This window comes from Pseudomonas sp. CK-NBRI-02, from assembly GCF_008124495.1.
GTDB classification, from domain to species: domain Bacteria; phylum Pseudomonadota; class Gammaproteobacteria; order Pseudomonadales; family Pseudomonadaceae; genus Aquipseudomonas; species Aquipseudomonas guariconensis.
This window is the reverse complement of record NZ_VSJH01000015.1, coordinates 143,311-162,050: the sequence shown is the minus strand read 5'-3', so window position 1 is coordinate 162,050 and position 18,740 is coordinate 143,311. Positions and strand designations below refer to the sequence as shown.

14 protein-coding genes are annotated in these 18,740 nt (G+C 66.2%); all 14 read right to left on the bottom strand.

What is annotated here, in order from left to right:
• Nucleotides 1-3 precede the first annotated feature (3 nt).
• The gene (locus tag DQ397_RS11745; protein WP_070575883.1) at nt 4-477 is read right to left on the bottom strand and encodes a type II secretion system protein; all 474 of its coding nucleotides are present in this window, start codon (nt 475-477) and stop codon (nt 4-6) included.
• Nucleotides 474-2,330 (bottom strand): secretin N-terminal domain-containing protein, encoded by a 1,857-nt coding sequence (locus tag DQ397_RS11740; RefSeq protein ID WP_148921551.1) that lies wholly within the window; start codon nt 2,328-2,330, stop codon nt 474-476. The genes DQ397_RS11745 and DQ397_RS11740 overlap by 4 nt, the downstream gene beginning before the upstream one ends.
• Nucleotides 2,327-2,836 (bottom strand): hypothetical protein, encoded by a 510-nt coding sequence (locus tag DQ397_RS11735; RefSeq protein WP_043215023.1) that lies wholly within the window; start codon nt 2,834-2,836, stop codon nt 2,327-2,329. Before DQ397_RS11735 ends, DQ397_RS11740 begins: the two co-directional genes overlap by 4 nt.
• Complete coding sequence (gene pilO, locus DQ397_RS11730; protein ID WP_090342622.1) at nt 2,836-3,387, bottom strand: type 4a pilus biogenesis protein PilO; 552 nt, start codon at nt 3,385-3,387, stop codon at nt 2,836-2,838. Before pilO ends, DQ397_RS11735 begins: the two co-directional genes overlap by 1 nt.
• Nucleotides 3,374-3,916: a pilus assembly protein gene (locus DQ397_RS11725; RefSeq protein WP_043215025.1), complete on the bottom strand. Its 543-nt coding sequence runs from the start codon at nt 3,914-3,916 to the stop codon at nt 3,374-3,376. The genes pilO and DQ397_RS11725 overlap by 14 nt, the downstream gene beginning before the upstream one ends.
• A gap of 1 nt (nt 3,917) precedes the next feature.
• Nucleotides 3,918-4,700 (bottom strand): hypothetical protein, encoded by a 783-nt coding sequence (locus DQ397_RS11720; RefSeq protein WP_043215029.1) that lies wholly within the window; start codon nt 4,698-4,700, stop codon nt 3,918-3,920.
• Entirely contained in the window at nt 4,681-6,459 is a 1,779-nt protein-coding gene (locus DQ397_RS11715) for a GspE/PulE family protein (protein WP_080642156.1), read from the bottom strand. The genes DQ397_RS11720 and DQ397_RS11715 overlap by 20 nt, the downstream gene beginning before the upstream one ends.
• 68 nt (nt 6,460-6,527) lie before the next feature.
• Entirely contained in the window at nt 6,528-7,058 is a 531-nt protein-coding gene (locus tag DQ397_RS11710) for a response regulator (protein WP_043215034.1), read from the bottom strand.
• Between the two features lie 266 nt (nt 7,059-7,324).
• Entirely contained in the window at nt 7,325-7,966 is a 642-nt protein-coding gene (locus tag DQ397_RS11705; protein ID WP_043215036.1) for a SurA N-terminal domain-containing protein, read from the bottom strand.
• A gap of 11 nt (nt 7,967-7,977) precedes the next feature.
• Complete coding sequence (locus DQ397_RS11700) at nt 7,978-9,501, bottom strand: ABC transporter substrate-binding protein (protein ID WP_080642157.1); 1,524 nt, start codon at nt 9,499-9,501, stop codon at nt 7,978-7,980.
• A 5-nt stretch (nt 9,502-9,506) separates the two neighbouring features.
• Entirely contained in the window at nt 9,507-10,184 is a 678-nt protein-coding gene (locus DQ397_RS11695) for an SCO family protein (protein WP_043215039.1), read from the bottom strand.
• Nucleotides 10,181-10,846 (bottom strand): SCO family protein, encoded by a 666-nt coding sequence (locus DQ397_RS11690; protein ID WP_043215041.1) that lies wholly within the window; start codon nt 10,844-10,846, stop codon nt 10,181-10,183. The genes DQ397_RS11695 and DQ397_RS11690 overlap by 4 nt, the downstream gene beginning before the upstream one ends.
• Nucleotides 10,843-12,819 (bottom strand): cytochrome D1 domain-containing protein, encoded by a 1,977-nt coding sequence (locus DQ397_RS11685; RefSeq protein WP_043215045.1) that lies wholly within the window; start codon nt 12,817-12,819, stop codon nt 10,843-10,845. Before DQ397_RS11685 ends, DQ397_RS11690 begins: the two co-directional genes overlap by 4 nt.
• Nucleotides 12,820-12,836: 17 nt before the next feature.
• The gene (gene mnxG, locus DQ397_RS11680) at nt 12,837-18,683 is read right to left on the bottom strand and encodes a manganese-oxidizing multicopper oxidase MnxG (protein WP_043215047.1); all 5,847 of its coding nucleotides are present in this window, start codon (nt 18,681-18,683) and stop codon (nt 12,837-12,839) included.
• Nucleotides 18,684-18,740: the final 57 nt, after the last annotated feature.

The window sequence follows — 18,740 nt, the reverse complement described above, 5'->3', positions numbered from 1 at the left end:
CCGTCACCATTGCCCGTAAGGGATGCCGTTCAGGCCAATGCCGCTGGCCTTGGAGTACACATCGAAGACGTCCTTGCCATCACGCGGATTGTCGGCGCTGCTGTCGTAGGCACGCAGCCCCCAGCCCCCTTCGTCCTCACGCTTGGCCGCCACCAACGGGTCATGGGGGATGCGCCGCAGGAAGTAGAACTTCGCCCCTTTGGCACTGCGTACGTCGCGCACCCCTTCGACCAGCACCTCCAGGCTCGGCGGGTAGCCACTGCTGTCCAGGCGCTTCTCGATGTAGCCGGCATCGAAGGCACGTTTGTAGGCGTCGATGGCGTCGCGAATCTGATACAGCGCTTCGCGCAGCTGTTGCTCCTTGCCCCGGCGCACCACGGTTTCGGTCAAGGGCGCGGCCATGCTGGCGAGCAACCCGAGCAGTGCCAGGGTCACCACCACTTCGATGAGGCTGAACCCCCGCTGCTGGCGTTTCATGGCCGTGGGCCCACTGGGGTGGTGATCGCGGCCGGGACGGTGGCGACCGTGCCCTGGGTCGGCTCGGCCTCAGGCTGCACGACAGGGGCCATCATCTGCTGACGGACCTGCAGGCTCGACTCGGTACCCGTGGCGAACTCCATGTCCGACGGACTCTGGTACGGCAGGTTGCGCACGATGCGCGGGGTGATCGCCAGCACCAGCTCGGATTTGCTCTTGTCGTCGCGGTTGCTGCCGAACAGCCGCCCCAGGCCGGGGATGTCACCCAGGCCGGGGATCTTGTTACCACTGGAGGTCAGGTCGTTGCGTACCAGGCCCGCCAGTACCTGAGTCTCGCCATCATGCAAACGCAGGCTGGTCTGGGCGTTGCGGGTATCGACCTGGACCGGGATGGTGCCCTGGCGAGTCGGCTCCAGCGGGGTGGCGTTGCTCACTTCCAGGGCCACCTTGATCGCCACTTCGTTGTTCAGGTGCACGGTGGGCTGCACTTCGAGTTTCAGACCTACATCCAGGTAGGTGACACTTTCAGTGATCACCGGGCCTTGGGTCGACGGCACCGAAGTGGCGCTGATGATCGGCACCCGCTGGCCGATGTGGATGCGCGCCTGCTCACGGTTGCTGACGCGGATCACCGGGCTGGCCAAGGTGTTGATGTCCTTGTCGGCGGCGTTGATCTTGGCCTGGGGCGCCGGGGCGATGCTGATGCGGCTGGAGTCGATGCCGCGCAGCTGGTCGAGCACGCTGACCGGGTTGCCCTCGTCGTTGAGCACACCGAAGGTACTGGGCCATTGCAGGCCCAGGTCGAGGATGCGTGACCGGGCCACCTCCATCACTTCCACCTCCAGCACCACCTCCGGGTTGGACTGGTCCTGGGACTGCAAGAGCTTCTCGGCCATGCGGATGGCATCGGGTGTATCGCGCATGGTCAGGGTGTTCAGGCGTTCATCGACGAACACATCACGGGTCTTGAGCATGGTCTTGACCATGTTCAACGCGGTGTTGGCGTCGATGCTGGTCAGATAGAAGGTGCGCATGACCAGTTCCTGGTAGTCCTTGGTCTTCTGCGGGGAATCGGGGTAGATCAGCAAGGTGTTGTCGTTGACGATCTTCTGGTGCAGTTGGTTCTGCTCCAGCAGCAGGGCCACGGCGTCTTCGATGCGCACATCGCGCACGAAGATGGTGGTTTTCATGTCCGGGCGCAGGTCTTTGTCGAAGATGAAGTTGATCCCGGCGACCTGGGACAGCACCTCGAAGATGGTCTTGAGATTGGCGTCGCGGAACTCCAGGGTCACCGGCCGCTCCAGCTTGCTGCGCAACTGCGGGAACGGCTGCGCGGTGCGCGCCTGAACGTTTTCGATGTCGCTGCGCAGCGCAATGCCCTTCTGGTTCTGCGGATCCAGGCGCAGCACATCGCGCATGTAGCGTTCGGCACCGAACAGATCGCCCTGGCGCAGCGCGGCCTGGCCCATGGCCACACGTTCGTCGAGGTTGCGCACCAGCTCCAGTTGGCGAATGCCTTCCTGGGCGCGACGGTTGTTCGGCTCGATGGTCAGGACCCGGCCATAGCCCATGCGTGCACTGGCGAAGTCATGGCGGATGCGGTCGGCGTCGGACTGGGTCAGCAGCGCTTCGACAGCCTGCTGGCGACCATGGGCCAGAGCGATGTTCAGCTCGGTATCGCGCGGGTCTTCACGCAGCGCGTCTTCCAGCATGGCGATGCCCGCCTCGTACTGGCCCTCCTTCATCAGCTCGGCGCTGTCCTTGCGCGTACCGCTGGAGCCGCAGCCCGCCAGGGCCACGCACAAAGCCAGCATCATGAACGGAGCAGGCTTGCACAACTTCGAAGGCTTCATGGTGCGCTCCCGACAGACAATGTCTGTGACTGGTGCAAAGGCAGGTAGACCAGGTCCAGCTCGGTGGCCGAGATCCGGTCGAGGCGGTAGGTGTGTTCGATGACATCGCCCTGGCGCACGACATAGAGTTTCTCGCCGTTCTGCAGGAACACCTGCAGGTCGTCGCGATCCCCCAGGCGGCCTACGAACTGGAAAGGCAACACCGGGGCGGTGGGTGCGGCCTCCACCACCGGCGCCGGGGCAACGGGTTGCTCGGTGACGGTGGCCATGGTTTTTGGCGCGGTCCATTGCTGGGCCGGGAACAGGTCTGTCGAGGCCTTTGCTTTTCCTTTCGCGGGCAAATCCGCTGCCACAGGTGCTGTGCGGGCGCTGGTTGTCGTGGGCGCAGGCTTACCCGCGAAGGGCTCGACACCGTCTTGCTCGCCGAACCAGTGCCCTGGCGCCCAGGCCAGAGCGCCTGAAAGCCCGAGAAAGCCGACCCACATCACCGCGCGTTGAGTGTTCATCACGACCTCGACAGGTAAAGGGTCATGCGCAGACGACCGTTGAGCTCGCGCTCACCGATGCGTTTGCGCTGCAGCTCCAGGTCCTCGAGCACCAAGGTCGGTACCTGGCCGAGCAGCGCCTGGAGAAAACCGCGGATCTGCGGATAGCTGCCGCGCACTGGCAGCACGATCTGGTAGCGCGCCAGCTGGGTTTTCGGGTCGACGCCCAGGGCGTACTCGCCACGCGCCAGGCTGATGCGCTCGGCGCTGGCCAGGTGATACAGGCGCTCGATCAGCTCACTGGCCTGGGGTTGTCCAGGCAGTTGCTGACGCAGACTGTCCAGCGCCTGCTGCTCAGGCTGAAGCGCCACCTTGAGCTCGCCGCGCTTGACCCGTTGCACCTGCACCGCCGCGTCCGCCTCGCTGGCCCGCAGTTCCCGCACGGCCTGCCATTGCGGCAGCACCCAGGTGACCCCGACCAACAGCGCCAGGGTGCCGACGGCGACTGCGGCGCACCCGACACGGCCCAGGCGTGCAAGGCGCTCATGGAGAATCAGACTAGGGACGCGCATGGCCGGTCTCCCAGGTCGCGGTCAGGTTGAAGCGCACCGGATGCTCGGGCTGGCCGGTCACCACCTCATGGTTGAGCAGCGAGACATCGCGCAGCTCCTCGCTGCGCTCCAGGCGCTGGTGGTACTGGAGCATGGCTTCCAGGTTGCGGGCTTCGGCAGCGATACGGACTTGGCCTTTGCGCGCATCGGGAGTCAGGCTCAGCAGTGCCACGTCTTCCTGGGGCATGCCCTCGAGCATGGCGAACAGTTGCTGCCAGGGCCGTTGCAGTTGCTGCGAGACGCTGCGCATCTGCGCCAGTTGTTCGGCCTGCTCGCGGCTGGCGGCGCTGCTCAGGGGGGCGGCGCTGACCGGGCGGCGCCCCAGCTGCTGCTCGAGCAGATGGACCCGGGCCTGAAGGTCCGCCTGTTCGTCCTGCAAGTGCTGCTCGATCAGCAGCATCGCTGCGAGTACGGCGCATCCCAGGGTCAACAGCGACCAGGCGATCGGGCTGCCGGGGGCTGGCTGGAATTCCAGATCGAGGCGGCGCATGTCAAGCCACCGCCCGCCACATGGCGCACAGCGGATCGCTGTCGCCTGCCGGCTGGCACAGTTGCACGGCGGCCAACCGCGGCACATCCCCTCGCCCCGGCGCATGCAGGTAGACCCTGGGCAGGTGCTCGCCGTACAGCTCACAGGTGCGCTCGATCAGCGCCTGCAGCGCCTGGTCGTTGTCGGCGCAGCCTTGGGCCAATACCTGTTGCCAGGCCCCCCCAGCGGCCAGCAGCAGCACACTGCGCCGTGGCTCGGCGAGCACGAAAAGAAAATCGCCCTCCTCCAGTTGCGCCGAGCAGCGGTTATAGGCGGCCATCAGATAAGGCTGGACCGAGCGCAGGCTCAGGCGGCTTTCCCGGCCCAGTGCCTGCAGAGCCTGCAGCAGTGCTTCGGGCAAGGCCGTGGCGATGCGCGAAGCCCCTGCCGGCTCCGGCGAGAGCACGATGCGCCAGTCGTCCAGCGGCTGACCGTAGAGGTTCTCGAAGCAGGCCCGGGCGTAGGCGTCCAGCTCACGCGGATGGCCGATGGCGTCGCTCCAGGGCACCAGGCAGAAGCGGCTGTAGCGCGCCGACAGCAGCAACCGCAACTGGGCCCGCCGTGGCGCATGTTCGGCGAGCAATTCGCCCAGGGCCTCGAGTGCCGGTGCCCAGGCCGGTTGGGCGGGATCGCAGGTGAAGGCGCGGCTGCCCAGCCACTGATGTTGGTTGGCGTGCCAGCGACCCAGGCCGACACCCTCGGCGCCGAGCACGGCGCAATAGCGATCAAGCGATAAATGTGACACGGTTGATCTCCTCAAGCGTGGTACGGCCCTCGCGGACCAGGTCCAGGGCAGAGGCGCGCAGCAGACGCAGACCCCGCTGGCAAGCCAGCGACTTGATCTGCGACAGGGGCCGGCGCTCGACGATCATCTGCCGCAGGTCGTCATCCAGGTGGAGCAATTCGGCGATGGCGCTGCGTCCGCGGTAACCACTGCCACGGCACTGGCCGCAGCCCTGGGCGCGAACGAAGGTCCATCCAGCCACGCCTTCACGGGTGAGCCCCGAGGCGGCCAGGGTTTCGTCATCCGGCTCGGCGTGGACCGCGCAATGCGGGCAGGCCAGGCGAATCAGGCGCTGGGCCAGCACGGCGTTGAGCGCCGAGACGAAACTGTAGGGGTCGACCTGCATCTGGCTGAAGCGGCCGATCACATCGAAGACGTTGTTGGCGTGGATGGTGGTGAACACCAGGTGCCCGGTCAGGGCCGATTGCACGGCGATCTGGGCGGTGTCCGGGTCGCGGATCTCGCCGACCAGGATCTTGTCCGGGTCATGACGCAGGATCGAGCGCAGACCCCGGGCGAAGGTCAGCCCCTTCTTCTCGTTGACTGGAATCTGCAGCACACCCGGCAATTGATACTCGACCGGGTCTTCGATGGTGATGATCTTGTCCACGCCGTGGTTGATCTCGCTGATCATCGCGTAGAGCGTGGTGGTCTTGCCGCTGCCGGTGGGGCCGGTCACCAGGATCATGCCGTAGGGCTCGGCGGCCAGGCGGCGCAGGGCCACCAGGGTGTGGTCGGCAAAGCCCAGGGCCTGCAACTGCACCCCGCTGACCCGGTCGGACAAGTCCTGTTTGTCCAGTACCCGCAGCACGGCGTCTTCGCCGAAGATGCTCGGCATGATCGAGACGCGGAAGTCGATTTGACGCTCGCCCACCGCGACCTTGAAGCGGCCATCCTGGGGCACGCGCTTTTCGCCGATGTCCAGCTCGGCCATGACCTTGATACGCGAGATCACTTGGTCGGCGAAGGCACTGCCACTGGCCTTGCCGGCACCGTTGAGCACGCCGTCGATGCGGTATTTGATGGTCAGCCCCTGGCCGGTCATGCTCAGGTGGATGTCGCTGGCATGCTGCTTGAGGGCGTCGTAGAGGGTCGAGTTGACCAGCTTGACCACCTTGCTCTGGTCCTCGCTGATGCTGGTCAGCGACAGACGCTGCAGCGGATCGGTCTCGGTGCCGGGCTCGGCATCGTGCTCCAGGGCGTCGACGGCATGGAAACTCTCCTCCTGGCGGGCCAGGAAGGCGGCGATGTCGGCGGCATGGGCCAGGTACAGCGGCGCGCCCTGCAGGCAATCGTCGATCCAGGCCAGGCGGGTATTGTCGAAGGGGTCGGCGAACACGCCGACGGCCTGGCCTTGGTGCTGGACCAGGATGAACTCGCGTTTGAGGCACTGTGCCAGGCTGACCTGCTCGAACAGCGGCGTGCTGGCGAACAGTGCCTGGCTGTCGAGTACGGGGTAATGGAGGGTGGCGCCCAGGCGTTGGGTGAAGGTGGCGGCGTCGTCGCCGGCAAGGCGCACCAGGCAGCTGAGCAGGCGCTCGTCACCGGCTTGCAGGCGGGCCTGGACCAGCAGTTCGCGGGGGTAGGCACCAATCCGTGGTGCATCGCCCACAGGCTCAGTGCGCGCCTGGAGGCAATGGAGATCCTGTGGGAGCGGGTCTACCCGCGAAGGACCCTGTACAGGCTGGGGTGCTTGGGCTGTATCGACGACGTCTGACATGGCCTGCGACTCCGCTCAGGGGCGCGTCGCAGGCTGGCTCGGGGTTGCCGGGGTGGCCGCGGGCGCCGCTATTCCCCGGTGAGCAGTTCGTCGTCAGGTGTGGGCGGTTTCACGCCGTTGCGTCGGCGGTCGGCCAGTACCCAGCTGCCATCGTACATCTGCAGGGGGAACGTCTGGTTCCTGTTCTGGCGTCGTTCGACGAACCCCTCGGCCTGTGTATCCGCTGTCCGAGTCTGGTGCTGTGGGCCGGTCAGGTCGGCGACTGCGCGGGCCAGTTCCGCCAATGGGAACGGCTTGAACAGGACATGGGTGACACCGAGTGCCGCGGCCCGCTCACGGACTTCGGCGGTCGGGTGGGCGGTGATCAGCACGAAATGGCACTGCATGCTCCTGCGCACGGTCTCCAGGACCTCGAACCCCTCCATATCGGGCAAGCGGTAATCCAGTACGATCACATCCGGTGCCAGGACCTGTGCCTGGGCAATGCCACTGATACCGTCGTGGGCGACATGGACTTCCAGGCCTTGCGCTTGCAGGTAGGCCTGCAGGTTCTGCGCAAGGGTCTGTTCGTCATCGACTACCAATACTCTGTTCACCAAGGTCGACTCCCAAGAACTTCCCGGTTGCCCGGTCTCTGGAGTTCGGCCTTGTACAGGCTTGAGCATCCTTCGTGCCAGGCGTGAATAGTCATGTCGCACCACTGTAAGTCGTTGATTTTGCGGTATCACTCAATCCAGGCGAGGACCGGCTCCCCCACTTGCGGGGAAGTTGATGGCACTTTGCCCGATCGCTTACCCCCAGCATTGGGGAAAACCCCCTGCCGGGCAAGCCCGTGGCAGCGCAATGTGCAAGCGGCCTCTCACATTCAGTCGGCAAGCTCGACCTTCGCACCTTCGCGCAAGCGCTTACGCACCGACTGGCGGGCCTGGGCCTGCATTTCGTCCACGAGCGCGAGCCTGGCCAAGGCCAGACCCTGCTCTCGTTCGACTAAGGTATTGGTACTTTGGTTCTGCATCCGTTGCAATCTTTCCCTGTTTGCCTGATAGAAGGCTTCGACCTGCTCTGGGGTGGGCTCATCGGTGGCGGTCATCTGGGCGTACAGTTGCTGCGCGGCCATCTCGTGACGAGTGTAGTCGGCGTACTCAGTCCTATCGAAGCCGGCCTCGGCAAGACGTTGCTCGAACACCGCAGCGCTGCCGAAGGCCCGCTCCAGCTCAGCGAGACGGGCCGATACGCTCTCCTCGCTGACGACCACGCCACGGCGCTGGGCCTCCTGCCACAGCAGCTCCTTGTCGATCAGCTCGTCCAGGGCCTGGTCGCGCAAGCGCTTGTACAGGCTCGGGCTGCGTATACTGGCGACCGGTCGACCTTGATCCTGGAGGTATTCGGCAAAGTAGCGCTCAAGGCGCATGCTGCTGATCTCGACGCCATTGACCCTCGCCACGGCGACGTCCGCCTGACCCAACGGCGCGAACCCCAGGAGCAGACACAGCAACACGATGCGCATGACGACCTCCTTCAAGGGGTAAGCGGCAGTGGCTTGTACGCAGCGACAGTCTGGAACTGCGGGCCAGGCAGCGTCACCGCCACCACGTGGGCACCGGCAAGGCCCTGACGCCGGCCGGGGCCGAATCCCAGCGCCGGCGTGAGGCCGGTGTCCAGGTCATGCAGCCCCTCCAGGGCTCGCACCAACTGCTCCCGGCTAGCGTCCCGCCCTACCTGTCTAAGGGCCTCGGCCATCAGCAGCAGCGCGCAGCGGGTGCTGACCTGCAACGCCGCCTGGCGACCATCGAGCCCTTGGCGCTGACGCAGCCCGTTGAGCGCGGCCCGCCCTTGCTCGGTCCAGTCCTGGGGCGTGAAGGGATAGGCCAGGAACAGCCGCTGCGACCAGTCGGCAGACAACCCCGCCAGGGCACCTGCGACCTGGCTCGAGGCCGCGAACAGGTAGGCTTTGCGGCCTGCGGCCTGCTGCGCCTGCGCCAACTCGCCGAACGCCTGGGCGCGCCCCAGGAAGACGACGCCCTCGCCCTCCACCGCCTGCCCCGCGAAGACTTGCACCGGCCCCGGCGTCCAGCCGGCGGCGAGCAGTCGCTGGCGCAGCGCCTCGGCAGGTGCCGCCTGCTCGCTGCCGGCATAGATCACCCGCAGCCCGTCAGGCCCCACGCCCAGGCGGTCACGGGCGAAACCGGCCAGGCTCTGCAATTGCTCGGGCAGGCTTGGCAACGGATCGAAGATCTGCGCACTGCCGACACTGCCAGGGGAGCTGCCGACCAGCGGCACGCCACGTTGTTCGAGTGCGCTGCCCAGACGCGCGTCGAGCATCGGCGCCAACGGCGCGATGAGGGCGAAGACCTGCGCGTCGTCGAGCAAACGCTCGAGGGCCTGTTCGGCGCTGGCGGGCGTATGACCCGGGTCTAGCACCACCAGCTCCAGCCGCCGACCGTGCAGCCCGCCCTGCTGGTTGAGTTGCGCCAGGCCGTCCTCCAGCACTGCGCGCACCACCCTGCCCGCCTCGGCCAGCGGCCCGCTGGCCGGCAGCAAGGTGCCCAGACGCAGGATGTGCTCTTCCACGCCTGGGTCGCGTTCCTGGCCCAGGCGCTTGAGGTAGGCGGTGAGGTTGCGCTGGTCGGCCAGGGTCAATTCGAAACGTGGCATGGCCGGGTCCAGGCGGTTGCCTGCAGGGTCGATGCCTTGCCCGACGGCACGCGCCAGCGTTGCTTCGGCATAGGCCGGGTAGCGTCGGCCATTGGCCTCACGCTCGCCCTGCCCCAACGCCAGGCGCTGCCAATCCAGGCTCGGCGGGCGTACCCCGCCTTCGGCGCGGCCACGGCCATCGTTGCCATGGCAACTGGCACACGGCAGCACACTGGCCGGCACACTGATGTCGCTGGCGCCCACCCGGGCCATCAACTGCGCGTCGCTGCTGGACACCCCTTCGCGGTACAAGCGCTTGCCCGCCTGCTCCTGCTCGGTCAGGTCCAAGGCCAGCGCCGTGTGGCTCGCGAACAGGCCGAGCCACACCACCAGGGGCAGAAGGCGCATGGCACTCACCGTCCCGCCAGGGGCTGGGCCAGCACTTGCATGCGCTGGGCGATGGCAACGGGCGGTGCGTCGGGCCGGATCTTGCTCCAACGTTTGCCGGCCACGTCGCCGGCGATCAACTGGGTAGAGTGCTGCTCGGGGCTGGGCAGGAACTGCCCGAGACGCCCCAGCACCAGGTCGACATTGGCCTTGTCCCCAGTCAGGAACAGCCAGTTCGGTCCATCCGCGCCTTGTTTCTGGGCAAAGGCCTTGAGCGCCTCGGGGGTGTCGTTGAGCGGATCGCTGCTGATGGACACGAAGGTGACCTGCCCGGCCAGCTCAGGGCCCATGGCTTCGCGTACCTCGCGCAGCTTGCGGGTGATCAGGGGGCAGGCGTCGTTGCAGTGGGTGAAGATGACGTTGAGCATCACCACCTTGTCCTTGAGCACATCGCTGTAGAAGCGCAGCTCACGCCCGTTCTGGTCCTTGAGCACGGTGTCGGTGAACCAGGTCTGCGCATCGCGGGTGCCGCCACCGCTGCTCATCGCTTGGGGCGCGGGCTGTGGCTGGGGCGCGCTCGGCGCTTGGCCGTCATGGCCGCCGTCATGGGCCACGGCCACCGAAGCGAGGATCCACAGGCAGCCGACCAGGGTCAGCCAATCCAGGCCCCGCATGCCGACGCGGCGAATCGTCGAGCTGCTCATGGCTGCACCTCCTGGCTGTCCGGCCCACCGGCGATGGCGGTGCTCTTGGCGTGCACACGGCGAGCGCTGAGGCGGTTGATTTCGCTGATCAGCACGGCCGGATCGGTAAAGCCGTAGTAGCGGGTCCAATGGCCGCTGCGCCCGTCACCGACCAGGATCAATGGTGGATGCTGGCTCAGGTCGGCACTGAAGCTGCCCAGGCCCTTGAGCGTCTCGGTGATGGCATAGGACGAGCCAGTCAACCAGCTCCACCCCGGGCCACGCTGGAATGCCTTGGCGTAGCCAAGCAAGCGCTTGGAATCATCGCGCTGGGGGTCGACGCTGATCGATACCAGCTGGATCTCCTGGCCCACACGTCCACCCAACTGCTGCTGGACCTTGGACATGATCGACGAGACCACCGGGCAGACCGTGGTGCAACGGGTGTAGATGAAGCCCATGACCACCAGGCGGTCGCCCACCAGGTCCTTCTCCAGGCGCACCGGCATGCCGTTCTGGTCGAGCAACGACACGTCGGCAAAGCGCACGCTGGCCTTCTCCTGACGGGCTGCCGGCGGTTGCTCGGCATGGCCGCTGTGGTCATGCCCGGCGTGGGCCAGGACGTGCTCGCCTCCGAGCAGCAGGCTCAGGGCAAGCAGATTGCAGGCGAGCTTGGCGTTCATCTCACACTCCTGGGTTCCACGTGGGAAGCGGTAGGTACGGCGGCCGGCAGGACGCGCAGACTGGTGTAGTTCTCTTCGGCGAACTTGCGGCCCAAGGTCGGCGACTGCACGTGCAGGTACCAGGCGCCCGTCTCGGCCAGTTGCAGCGATCCTTGGTAAACACCATCCCCCATCTCTTGCAGCGGCAGGCTGCGCGGCATCGACGAAGGCGCCAGGAAGTAGCGCAGGCTCAGGTCACGCAGGCCCAGGCGTGGCTCACCGTCGTCCCCGAGGATGCGCACGCGGGCGATATAGGCAGTGTTTTGCAATGCAGGCTGCTCGTTACCCAGGAATTCGGCATGCACCCCTTTGCGCTTGACCGCGTCCGGCGCTGCCGAGACCTGGGTGCTGAAGCAGTGGATGATCTGCGGCTGGTTGAGCAGGAACGCCACGTCGAAGGTGCCTGCCGCCGGCAGTTTCACCGTCGAGCCGTATACCCCCGGGGCGATTTCGCGCAGGCTGCGGTCGACCACGATCGCCGCGCGGGCCTGGTGCCCACGGTTGTTGTAGCCCGACATCGGGGCGTTCATGCCCTCGGCGTAGAAGTACGTGGTGTTGTCCACCGGGTTGACCACGAATACTGAGTTGTCGTCGCGGGCCACGGTCAGCCCCTGTGCCAACGGCAAATCGCCTGCCTGGCGTGGCGCGGCGGGGCCGGCCTCGAAGCCCTGGATGATCGGCTCACGCCCGGCCCCCAGGCTGGCCAAGTTGATCATGCTGACTTTCGGCGAGGCCAGGCCGCGCACGTAGGCATAGCCCTTGGTGAAGGTCAGCTGGTACGGCTCGGCCGCGACCGGGAGGCGGTGAATCAATTGATCGTTGCTGGCGTCGATCACCAGGGCCTGGTTTTCCAGGGTGTTGAGCACGATGCCGTAGCGACCGTCCTCGCTGAAACGCATCGGCCCCAGGCCCTGCTCAGCCTTGACGGTGTTGCGCAGCTGGTGGCTGCGGGCGTCGATCACCCGCACCGTGCCTTCCTTGCCATCGGCCACGTAAACCGCCTGGGACAGCGCCGAATAGGCCACCGACAGCGGATGGGGGCCCACCGGCAGGGTCTTGGCCAGGCGCATGTCGGCGATGTCGATGATGCTCAGGGTGCCGGCATCGCGGTTGCTGACGAAGGCGTAGCGTGAGTCGCTGCTAAAGGCGATCTCGTGATGCCCGGAGCCGGTGGCGAAGGTCTTGAGCATGGTGCGGCTGGGCACATCGATTACCGTCACCCCACCCTTGGCCGGATCGTCGCTGTTGTTGCCCACCCACAGCCGGCGTTGGTCCGGCTGCAAGGCCACCCGCAGCGGCTGCTCGCCCGCCTCCAGGGTGGCCACGCGGGTGAAGGTCTCGGTGTCGATCACCGCCACCTGGTTGCGCTCGGGCATGGACACGAACACCTGCCGGTCATCGCCGGTGGCCACCCAGTCCATCGGCCGGCCCGGCAGGTCGATGCGCGCCAGCGTGCTGGTGACCCCGCCCACCGAAACGGTGGGGTCGATGACCGTGAGGCTGGCATCCTTGTTCAGGACCAGCAGGAAGTAGCTGTTCAGATCCAGCAAGGGCCGCGCGCCGATGCTGCTCTTGAGAAACAGCGCCACCCGCGCCTTGCAGCTGCTCTGGCGATCGCCGGGCGGCGCCGACTGGGCCGGGTCCAGCCAGGCGCCAGGGGCCATCCCCGAGAGCGGCTGGCCGCTGGTCTGGTCGCTGACCTTGAAGCGGATGTTGGCGAAGTTGCCCTCGCGCAGTTCGCCGCCATCGAGGGGGCGCGCCTCGAACTCCACGGTCACGCCGTCCCGGCTGAGCCGGTGCAGGCCCTGGGGATCGGCCTGCTCCTGCAGCAGCTCGCGCGGGTCGCACCACAGCTTGTCGTAGGCCAGACCCAGGCCGATCAATGTCAACCCCACCATCAACCCCAGGTAGGCGGGACGAGTCTTCTTGTTCATGCGCGCTCCCCCTCTTCTCATTGTGCCGGGGCGGTGGCCGGCGGGGCTTCATTGGTGACCCGCAAAATCCCCCACAGCCCGGAAAGGTTGCCGTAGGCCCCGTAGTCGCGGAACAGGTAGTCGCCCGGCACGCCGTTGGCGCCGCCTGCGCTGGGCAGCATGAAGCTGAAGTGCGCGGCCGGCAGCACGCTTTCCTGGGCGCCGATGTACATCGCCATCGGGTTGTAGCCAAAGCGCACCGAGCCGATGCCAGGCAACCCCATGGGGTAGCCATTGACGTCGCTCTTCTCCGCCTGGTGAGCGTGCAGTGGCCACAGGTGCCCATCGAGCTGGTAGATCATGCCGCGGCTGCCACCGCTGGGCATGAGGATGTGGTTGCGCAGCGGCTGGCCGGGCTTGGCCCAGAGCACCGGGGTCTGCGGGTCGCCACCGACCAGATCGTTGCTGTAGGCCATATGGGCGTTGGGCACATCGCCAAAGCCCAAGCCATCGGCACGGCCGAACGGCGAGTCAGGCGCCATGCCAAAGCGCAGCCACAAAGGCTCGGTCTTGTAGTTGACGGCCATGTTGCCGTTGTCCTGCGGGTCGCCCGCTGCGCCATTGCCCTCGGTGTTGATGCCCTCCACTGGCCGGCCATCGGCCCAGCGCATGTTCAGCGAGCGTTGCCACACCGTGACGAAGTCGCGGTAGTCCGGCTGGCCAGTGACCTTGACGGTGGCCTGGGCACGGCTGGCAGTGTCCTCGGTCCAGGTCGCGCTTTGGGGCAGGATGCTCATGGCGCCGACCAGACCTTTTTGCGGCTGCTTGATCACATCCGCCGGGGTCAGGTTGAGGCCGCCGAACTCGATGGCCGTGGTGTTGATGTTGTCCACCGTGCGGCCCAACTGCAGCACCGGTTTGCCTTCGCGCTCCAGGTGCCCGGCATAGAACTGGTACACCTTGCTGGGGTAGGCGCCACTGGTGCCCACGCGTGGCGGTACGGTCTGCACCGGGTTCAGGCCAACGTTGGCACCGTCGGACTTGGTGATGTCGTAGGCCAGCAGCTGGGCGTGCAGGCCCACGTGGCTCGATGGCCGCATCTGGTTGTTGTTGAACGCGGTGGAGCCTTCGCTGGCGTTGCGATCGCGCTTGACCACCCCATGCATGACCGCGGTGCTTGCCAGATCCGGCATGACCATCGGCAGGCGGTTCTCCAGGGTGATGCTGATGCAGTCGCCGGAATTGGCGCGCAGCACCAGCGGCTCCACTGGGACGCCAGCCTTGAGCTTGCCGGTGGTCGGGTCCAGGTCGGCCTTGCGCACGTACAGGATCGCGGTCGGGTCATGCAGCGGTGCGGCATGGCCACCGATGGTGAAGGTCTCGCCATCTTCCGGATCGACCCCAGACACCAGTGGGATGCTGGTCCGACGGCTGTTGAACACCAACGTGCCGCCGTTGGCCTTGAGCGGGCCGCCGACATGCTGGCCGATACCGGCCGGGTCGGCGATGCTGACCCCGTTGCGGTTCTCCAGGATGTCGTTGGCCAAAGCCGCAACCACTTCATAGCTGCGCTTGACCGTCGGCCGGCTGCCGATGCCATTGGCGTTGGCCGTGGTTTTCGGGCAGATGCCGTCGAACGCCACGGTGTTGCGCATGGCCACCGGTTGCGGGTTGTTCGGCAGCGCGAACAGGTCCGCGCGCTGGGCCGTGTAGTTGCGCATGAGGCCCCAGATGCCGTTCCAGTAACCCTCCAGCGCCGCATCGAGGGAGTACAGGTAGTCACCGTTGGTGGCGGCGGAACTGGAGATCATCGACACCGGCGCCATGAAGCCCAGCTGCTCGGAAATCCCGATCATTTGCGACGACTTCCAGCCCGAGTTGGAGCTGTTGCCGAAGCCAGAGCCGTTCTGCAGCCATTTCACGCCGTGCAGGGTGATGTTGTGCTCCTCCTCATGACCACCGGCATGCATGCGCAGCCGCACGTTGTCACCCGAATAGGTGCGCAGCATCGGGGTGAACGGGTCGCCCGGCTCGGTGCCCTGGTTGATGTGCGGCGGAAACAGCGTGGTGCCGCCGGTCGGCCCGACCGCCGAGGTGATCGCCGAGGGTGCCAGGTTCATCGCCGGGATGGCGCGGTCGGTGCGGCTTTGCATGGCGTAGGCCAGGTCGCCGGCCATGCCGTCGGCCTGCATGCCGCGCTTGCCATCCGGGCCGACCTTGTTCGGGTCGAACACGCGCAAGGCCAGTGGTTCGTTGCGGTAGTTGACGACGAACATGCCAGGGTCATCCACCGAGATCGCCTGCGGGCACGGACGGCTTGGGCAGCCTGGGGCCAGCCCGCCGCGCGACTCGACGATCGCTTCGAGCAGGTTGGAGGCCTTCTGCCGCACAGGCGGGTTGATAGCGTAGCGGAAGCTGTCAGCCGTGGCCGGATAAGCCTGGCCGTCAGGCTTGCCGTCCGGGCCTGCCCCCACATACACGCCCGCTTCATAGGCATGCTGGAAGTCGCTGTACTCCAGGAAGAACTCGCGATAGCTGTCATTCTTACCGTCACCGTCATGATCGCCGGTCTGGATCACCGCTTGCCACGAGGTCGGCCCGCCATCCTGGCGTGTGGCCGGGTTGTACAGCTTTTCGCCCGTTTCGGCGTGGTACCAGGTCGAGCCGGCAGGCTCGGCCAGCACCGTGGCGTACAGGCCCAGTTGCTGGTGGGTCGATGGGCCGAGGTGGTCGTGGGTGAAGATGGTGCCCAGGCCCCGGTCGACGTTATGCACGTTGATCAAAGGGTCGGCGAACCAACGCTGCATGGCGGTACGCGCGCCCAGCCAATCGGCCCGACCGAAGCGCCCGAAGTACGGGTGTTGCTTGGCTTTCGGGCAGGTGTCGGTGCCGTCGCGTGGATCGCCCTCGGTACAGCCGTTGAAGCTGCGGATGGCCTGTATACGTTCGACCACACTGCCGGGCGAGAGGATGCCGTCTTCATAGTTCCAGCCGTTGGCCGAGCCGTCGGCAGCGGTCAGGTCCCACTTGGGCAGGTGGATGTGCTGACCGATCACGTCGGTCGGGGTGCGCACCTGGTAGTCGTCCATCTCGTAGAACGACGGGATCAGGTTGGTGTGCTGGTACATGGTGCAATCGAAGGTGTTCATGCGCATCACCAGCGGCTCCGGTGGGCGCTGCTTGGTGATCACCGGCCACGCGTCCTCCCACAGGGCGATGATGCGCGCCTGCGGGAAGTGGTAGCCGACCTTGTTGTACACCGCGTCGAACTGGATGTTGGCGCCCTTGTAGATGCGCGGACGGTCGGCGGTGAAGGTGGAACTGCCACGGAAGCTCATGGCGCCCAGACTTTCGCCGCTGATGAACTCGCCCACGCCTGAGGACTGGGTCAGGCGCTTGCCGCGGTCATCCATGCAAGGCTCGTAGTACGGCGCGCCGGCCGTGGGCAAGGCACCGTTGGTGCGGAAGTTGCGCGGTACCGGCGCGCTGCCGAGCATCAGCGCATAGCTGGGATGCTCGGCCTTGGCATGGAACTGCATGGCAGCCTGTTCGACGTCGGTGCCTTCTTCCGGCAGGTAGATCGGCTTGGCCTTTTGCACCGACTTGGAGAAGTCCAGCTTGGTGGTGGTGATCTCGGCTTCGCCGCCTGCGGAGACGCCGTCCAGCGCATGGCGGCCCAGGCCACCGTTCCAGCCGTCGACCTGGTTGGGGTCGAGGTTGGCCCACAGGGCCTTGCCGCTGTCCTTGAGCTGACGGGCCAGGGCCGGGTCGAGCATGTCCAGCGGCGGGGTCGGCGGACGTTGGCCGACACTGCTCTCCATGCCCCCGACCCAGAACGGATAGCCGGGGTTCTTCAGGGTGCCATCGGCGTTGCGATTGCTCTCGCTGCGATCGACCAGGGCCAGGGACCCCACGGCACGCGGCGCGTTGGTTTCCTGCGGATGATCGTCATCGCCCGCTTCAGGTTCGTCATCGTCGTCCTGCTCTGCCACGAGGGTCTCGGCCAGCTTCGGCACCACGGTGACTTTGCCAGGCATCGGCGCCATGGCCTTGCCGGGTAGCGGCACGATGGCCGGAATCGGCGTGCCGGCAATGATCTCGCCATCCGGCAACGCCCGCGCGCCTGCTGCCGGCTTGCCGCTGCGCAGGCCGAAAGGCACGGTATGGAAGCCATTTTCGCCTTCGCCGCTCACGGCCAGGCGGGTGCCCTGCTCGAATACATCGTGCACCCGCCACATAGCCCACATGCCTTGGGCGAAATGCGGATAGAAGTGGCAGTGATAGATAGCATCGCCCGCCACCCGGTTGCGGTTACCCGAGCCCCCGTTGGCGATTTCATAGGTATAGCCGCCACCGGCACCGATGCCTTGGGCATCGATGTAGTCGGAGTTGTCGTCGTTGGGGTTGAACAGCCATTGGTGGCCGTGCAGGTGGAAGATGTGCTGCTCATGGCCATTGTGGGTATTGCGGAATTTGGTGAAGTCACCGATGTAGCTGTGGTGCACGTTGGCCGGCTCCGAGGGGTACAGGGCCATGGTGGCCTTGACCCCGACCGCATTGGCCGGCGGCGTCTCGCCGGGGCGGATGTGCTCCAGGCCAACGTTGGCCGGGACATCCACCAAGGTGCCGACGTCGCCCACGGTGTGGGCACTGAGGAAGAATTCCTCGTAGGCGCAGGACAGGCAGTCATGCATCGGCCCCACGCCCAGGCGGTTGGCGATCACCTCGGCGCCCATGCCGCCGGAGCCGTAGTTGATCATGAACGAATCACGGGTCGGCTCCAGCACATGCCCCATCACCGGGTCCGCCCAGTAACCGGGGAAGGCCTGGGTACCGGCCACTTCATCGGCGAACTGCGAGGCGAAGTCGCGGAAGGCTTCCAGCCGGTTGGGCAGCGCCGGGTTGCGCTTGCCGATGGACTCCAGCGGGTAGGTCGAGGGCGGGAAACTACCGTCCTGGTTGGGGCCCATGACGATGGCGTCGGTTTCGCTGCTGAGGATCTCGTTGCCATCGACCATCGCGATGATCGGCTTGCCCGCCTTGCCTTCGGCGATCCATGGCTCGACCTGTGGATAGCGGGCGTTGTAGTCGATCACCGGCTGGCCGGTGGCGGTGCGGCCGGTGGTGGCCAGGCGCATTTCCTCTTCGGTCAGGGTGTTGCGAAAGGTTCGCCCATTCTTGGGAACCACCACCACCTGGCCGAACAGGCCGTTGGAGACATTGCCCGCCGTGCCTTCGCCGCCGAACGTGGCGCCCTTGCTGGTAGCGGCGAACGCGCCTTCACGCTCGGCATAGAGGGTGTAGCTGCGGGTGTTGCCCGGTGCCACCAGGAAGTTGCCGTTGCGGCCGGTGTTGGCGGCGATGTCGCTGATGCCGTTGACCGCCTGCATACCGTTGACCTGGAAGCCCACGAAGCGGTCGGTGACCTGCTCGTCGGCCACAGGCCCTTCGAGGTTTTCGATTTCCAGTTCCGGGGCTTGCTCGCCCTCGACTACGTTGTCTTCGGGATCGAAGCCATGTTTGTTGGGATTGGCCTGGTAGGCCAGCAGGTTAGTCAGGTTGACTGTCAGGCAGTCACCGGCCGCAACCCGCAGCACGATCGGCCGCGGACGCTTGTCCGGCCGCAAGGTGACCTTGCCGGGAACCGCCGCCCCGCCGTTGCTCAGCGGCACCAGGTGTTCGTCCACCACGTCCTGGCGCAGGGCGAAGATCATTCCATTGGCATTCTGTGCCCCCAGGCGGTTGAACATCAGCGGCTGATCCAGTGCCACTACGTTGGCCACCAGCGTGCGCTGGCACTGCACCGCAGCCTCGCTCACCGCGCCCCACCCCAGCAGGGTCAGGGCCAGTGAAGTCAGGACGGAGCCTTTCGACGGGGTCATCATGCTGCACCTCCGGAAAACACAGACGTTCTGCGCAAAGCCGGAGCAAGTGGCATGCCA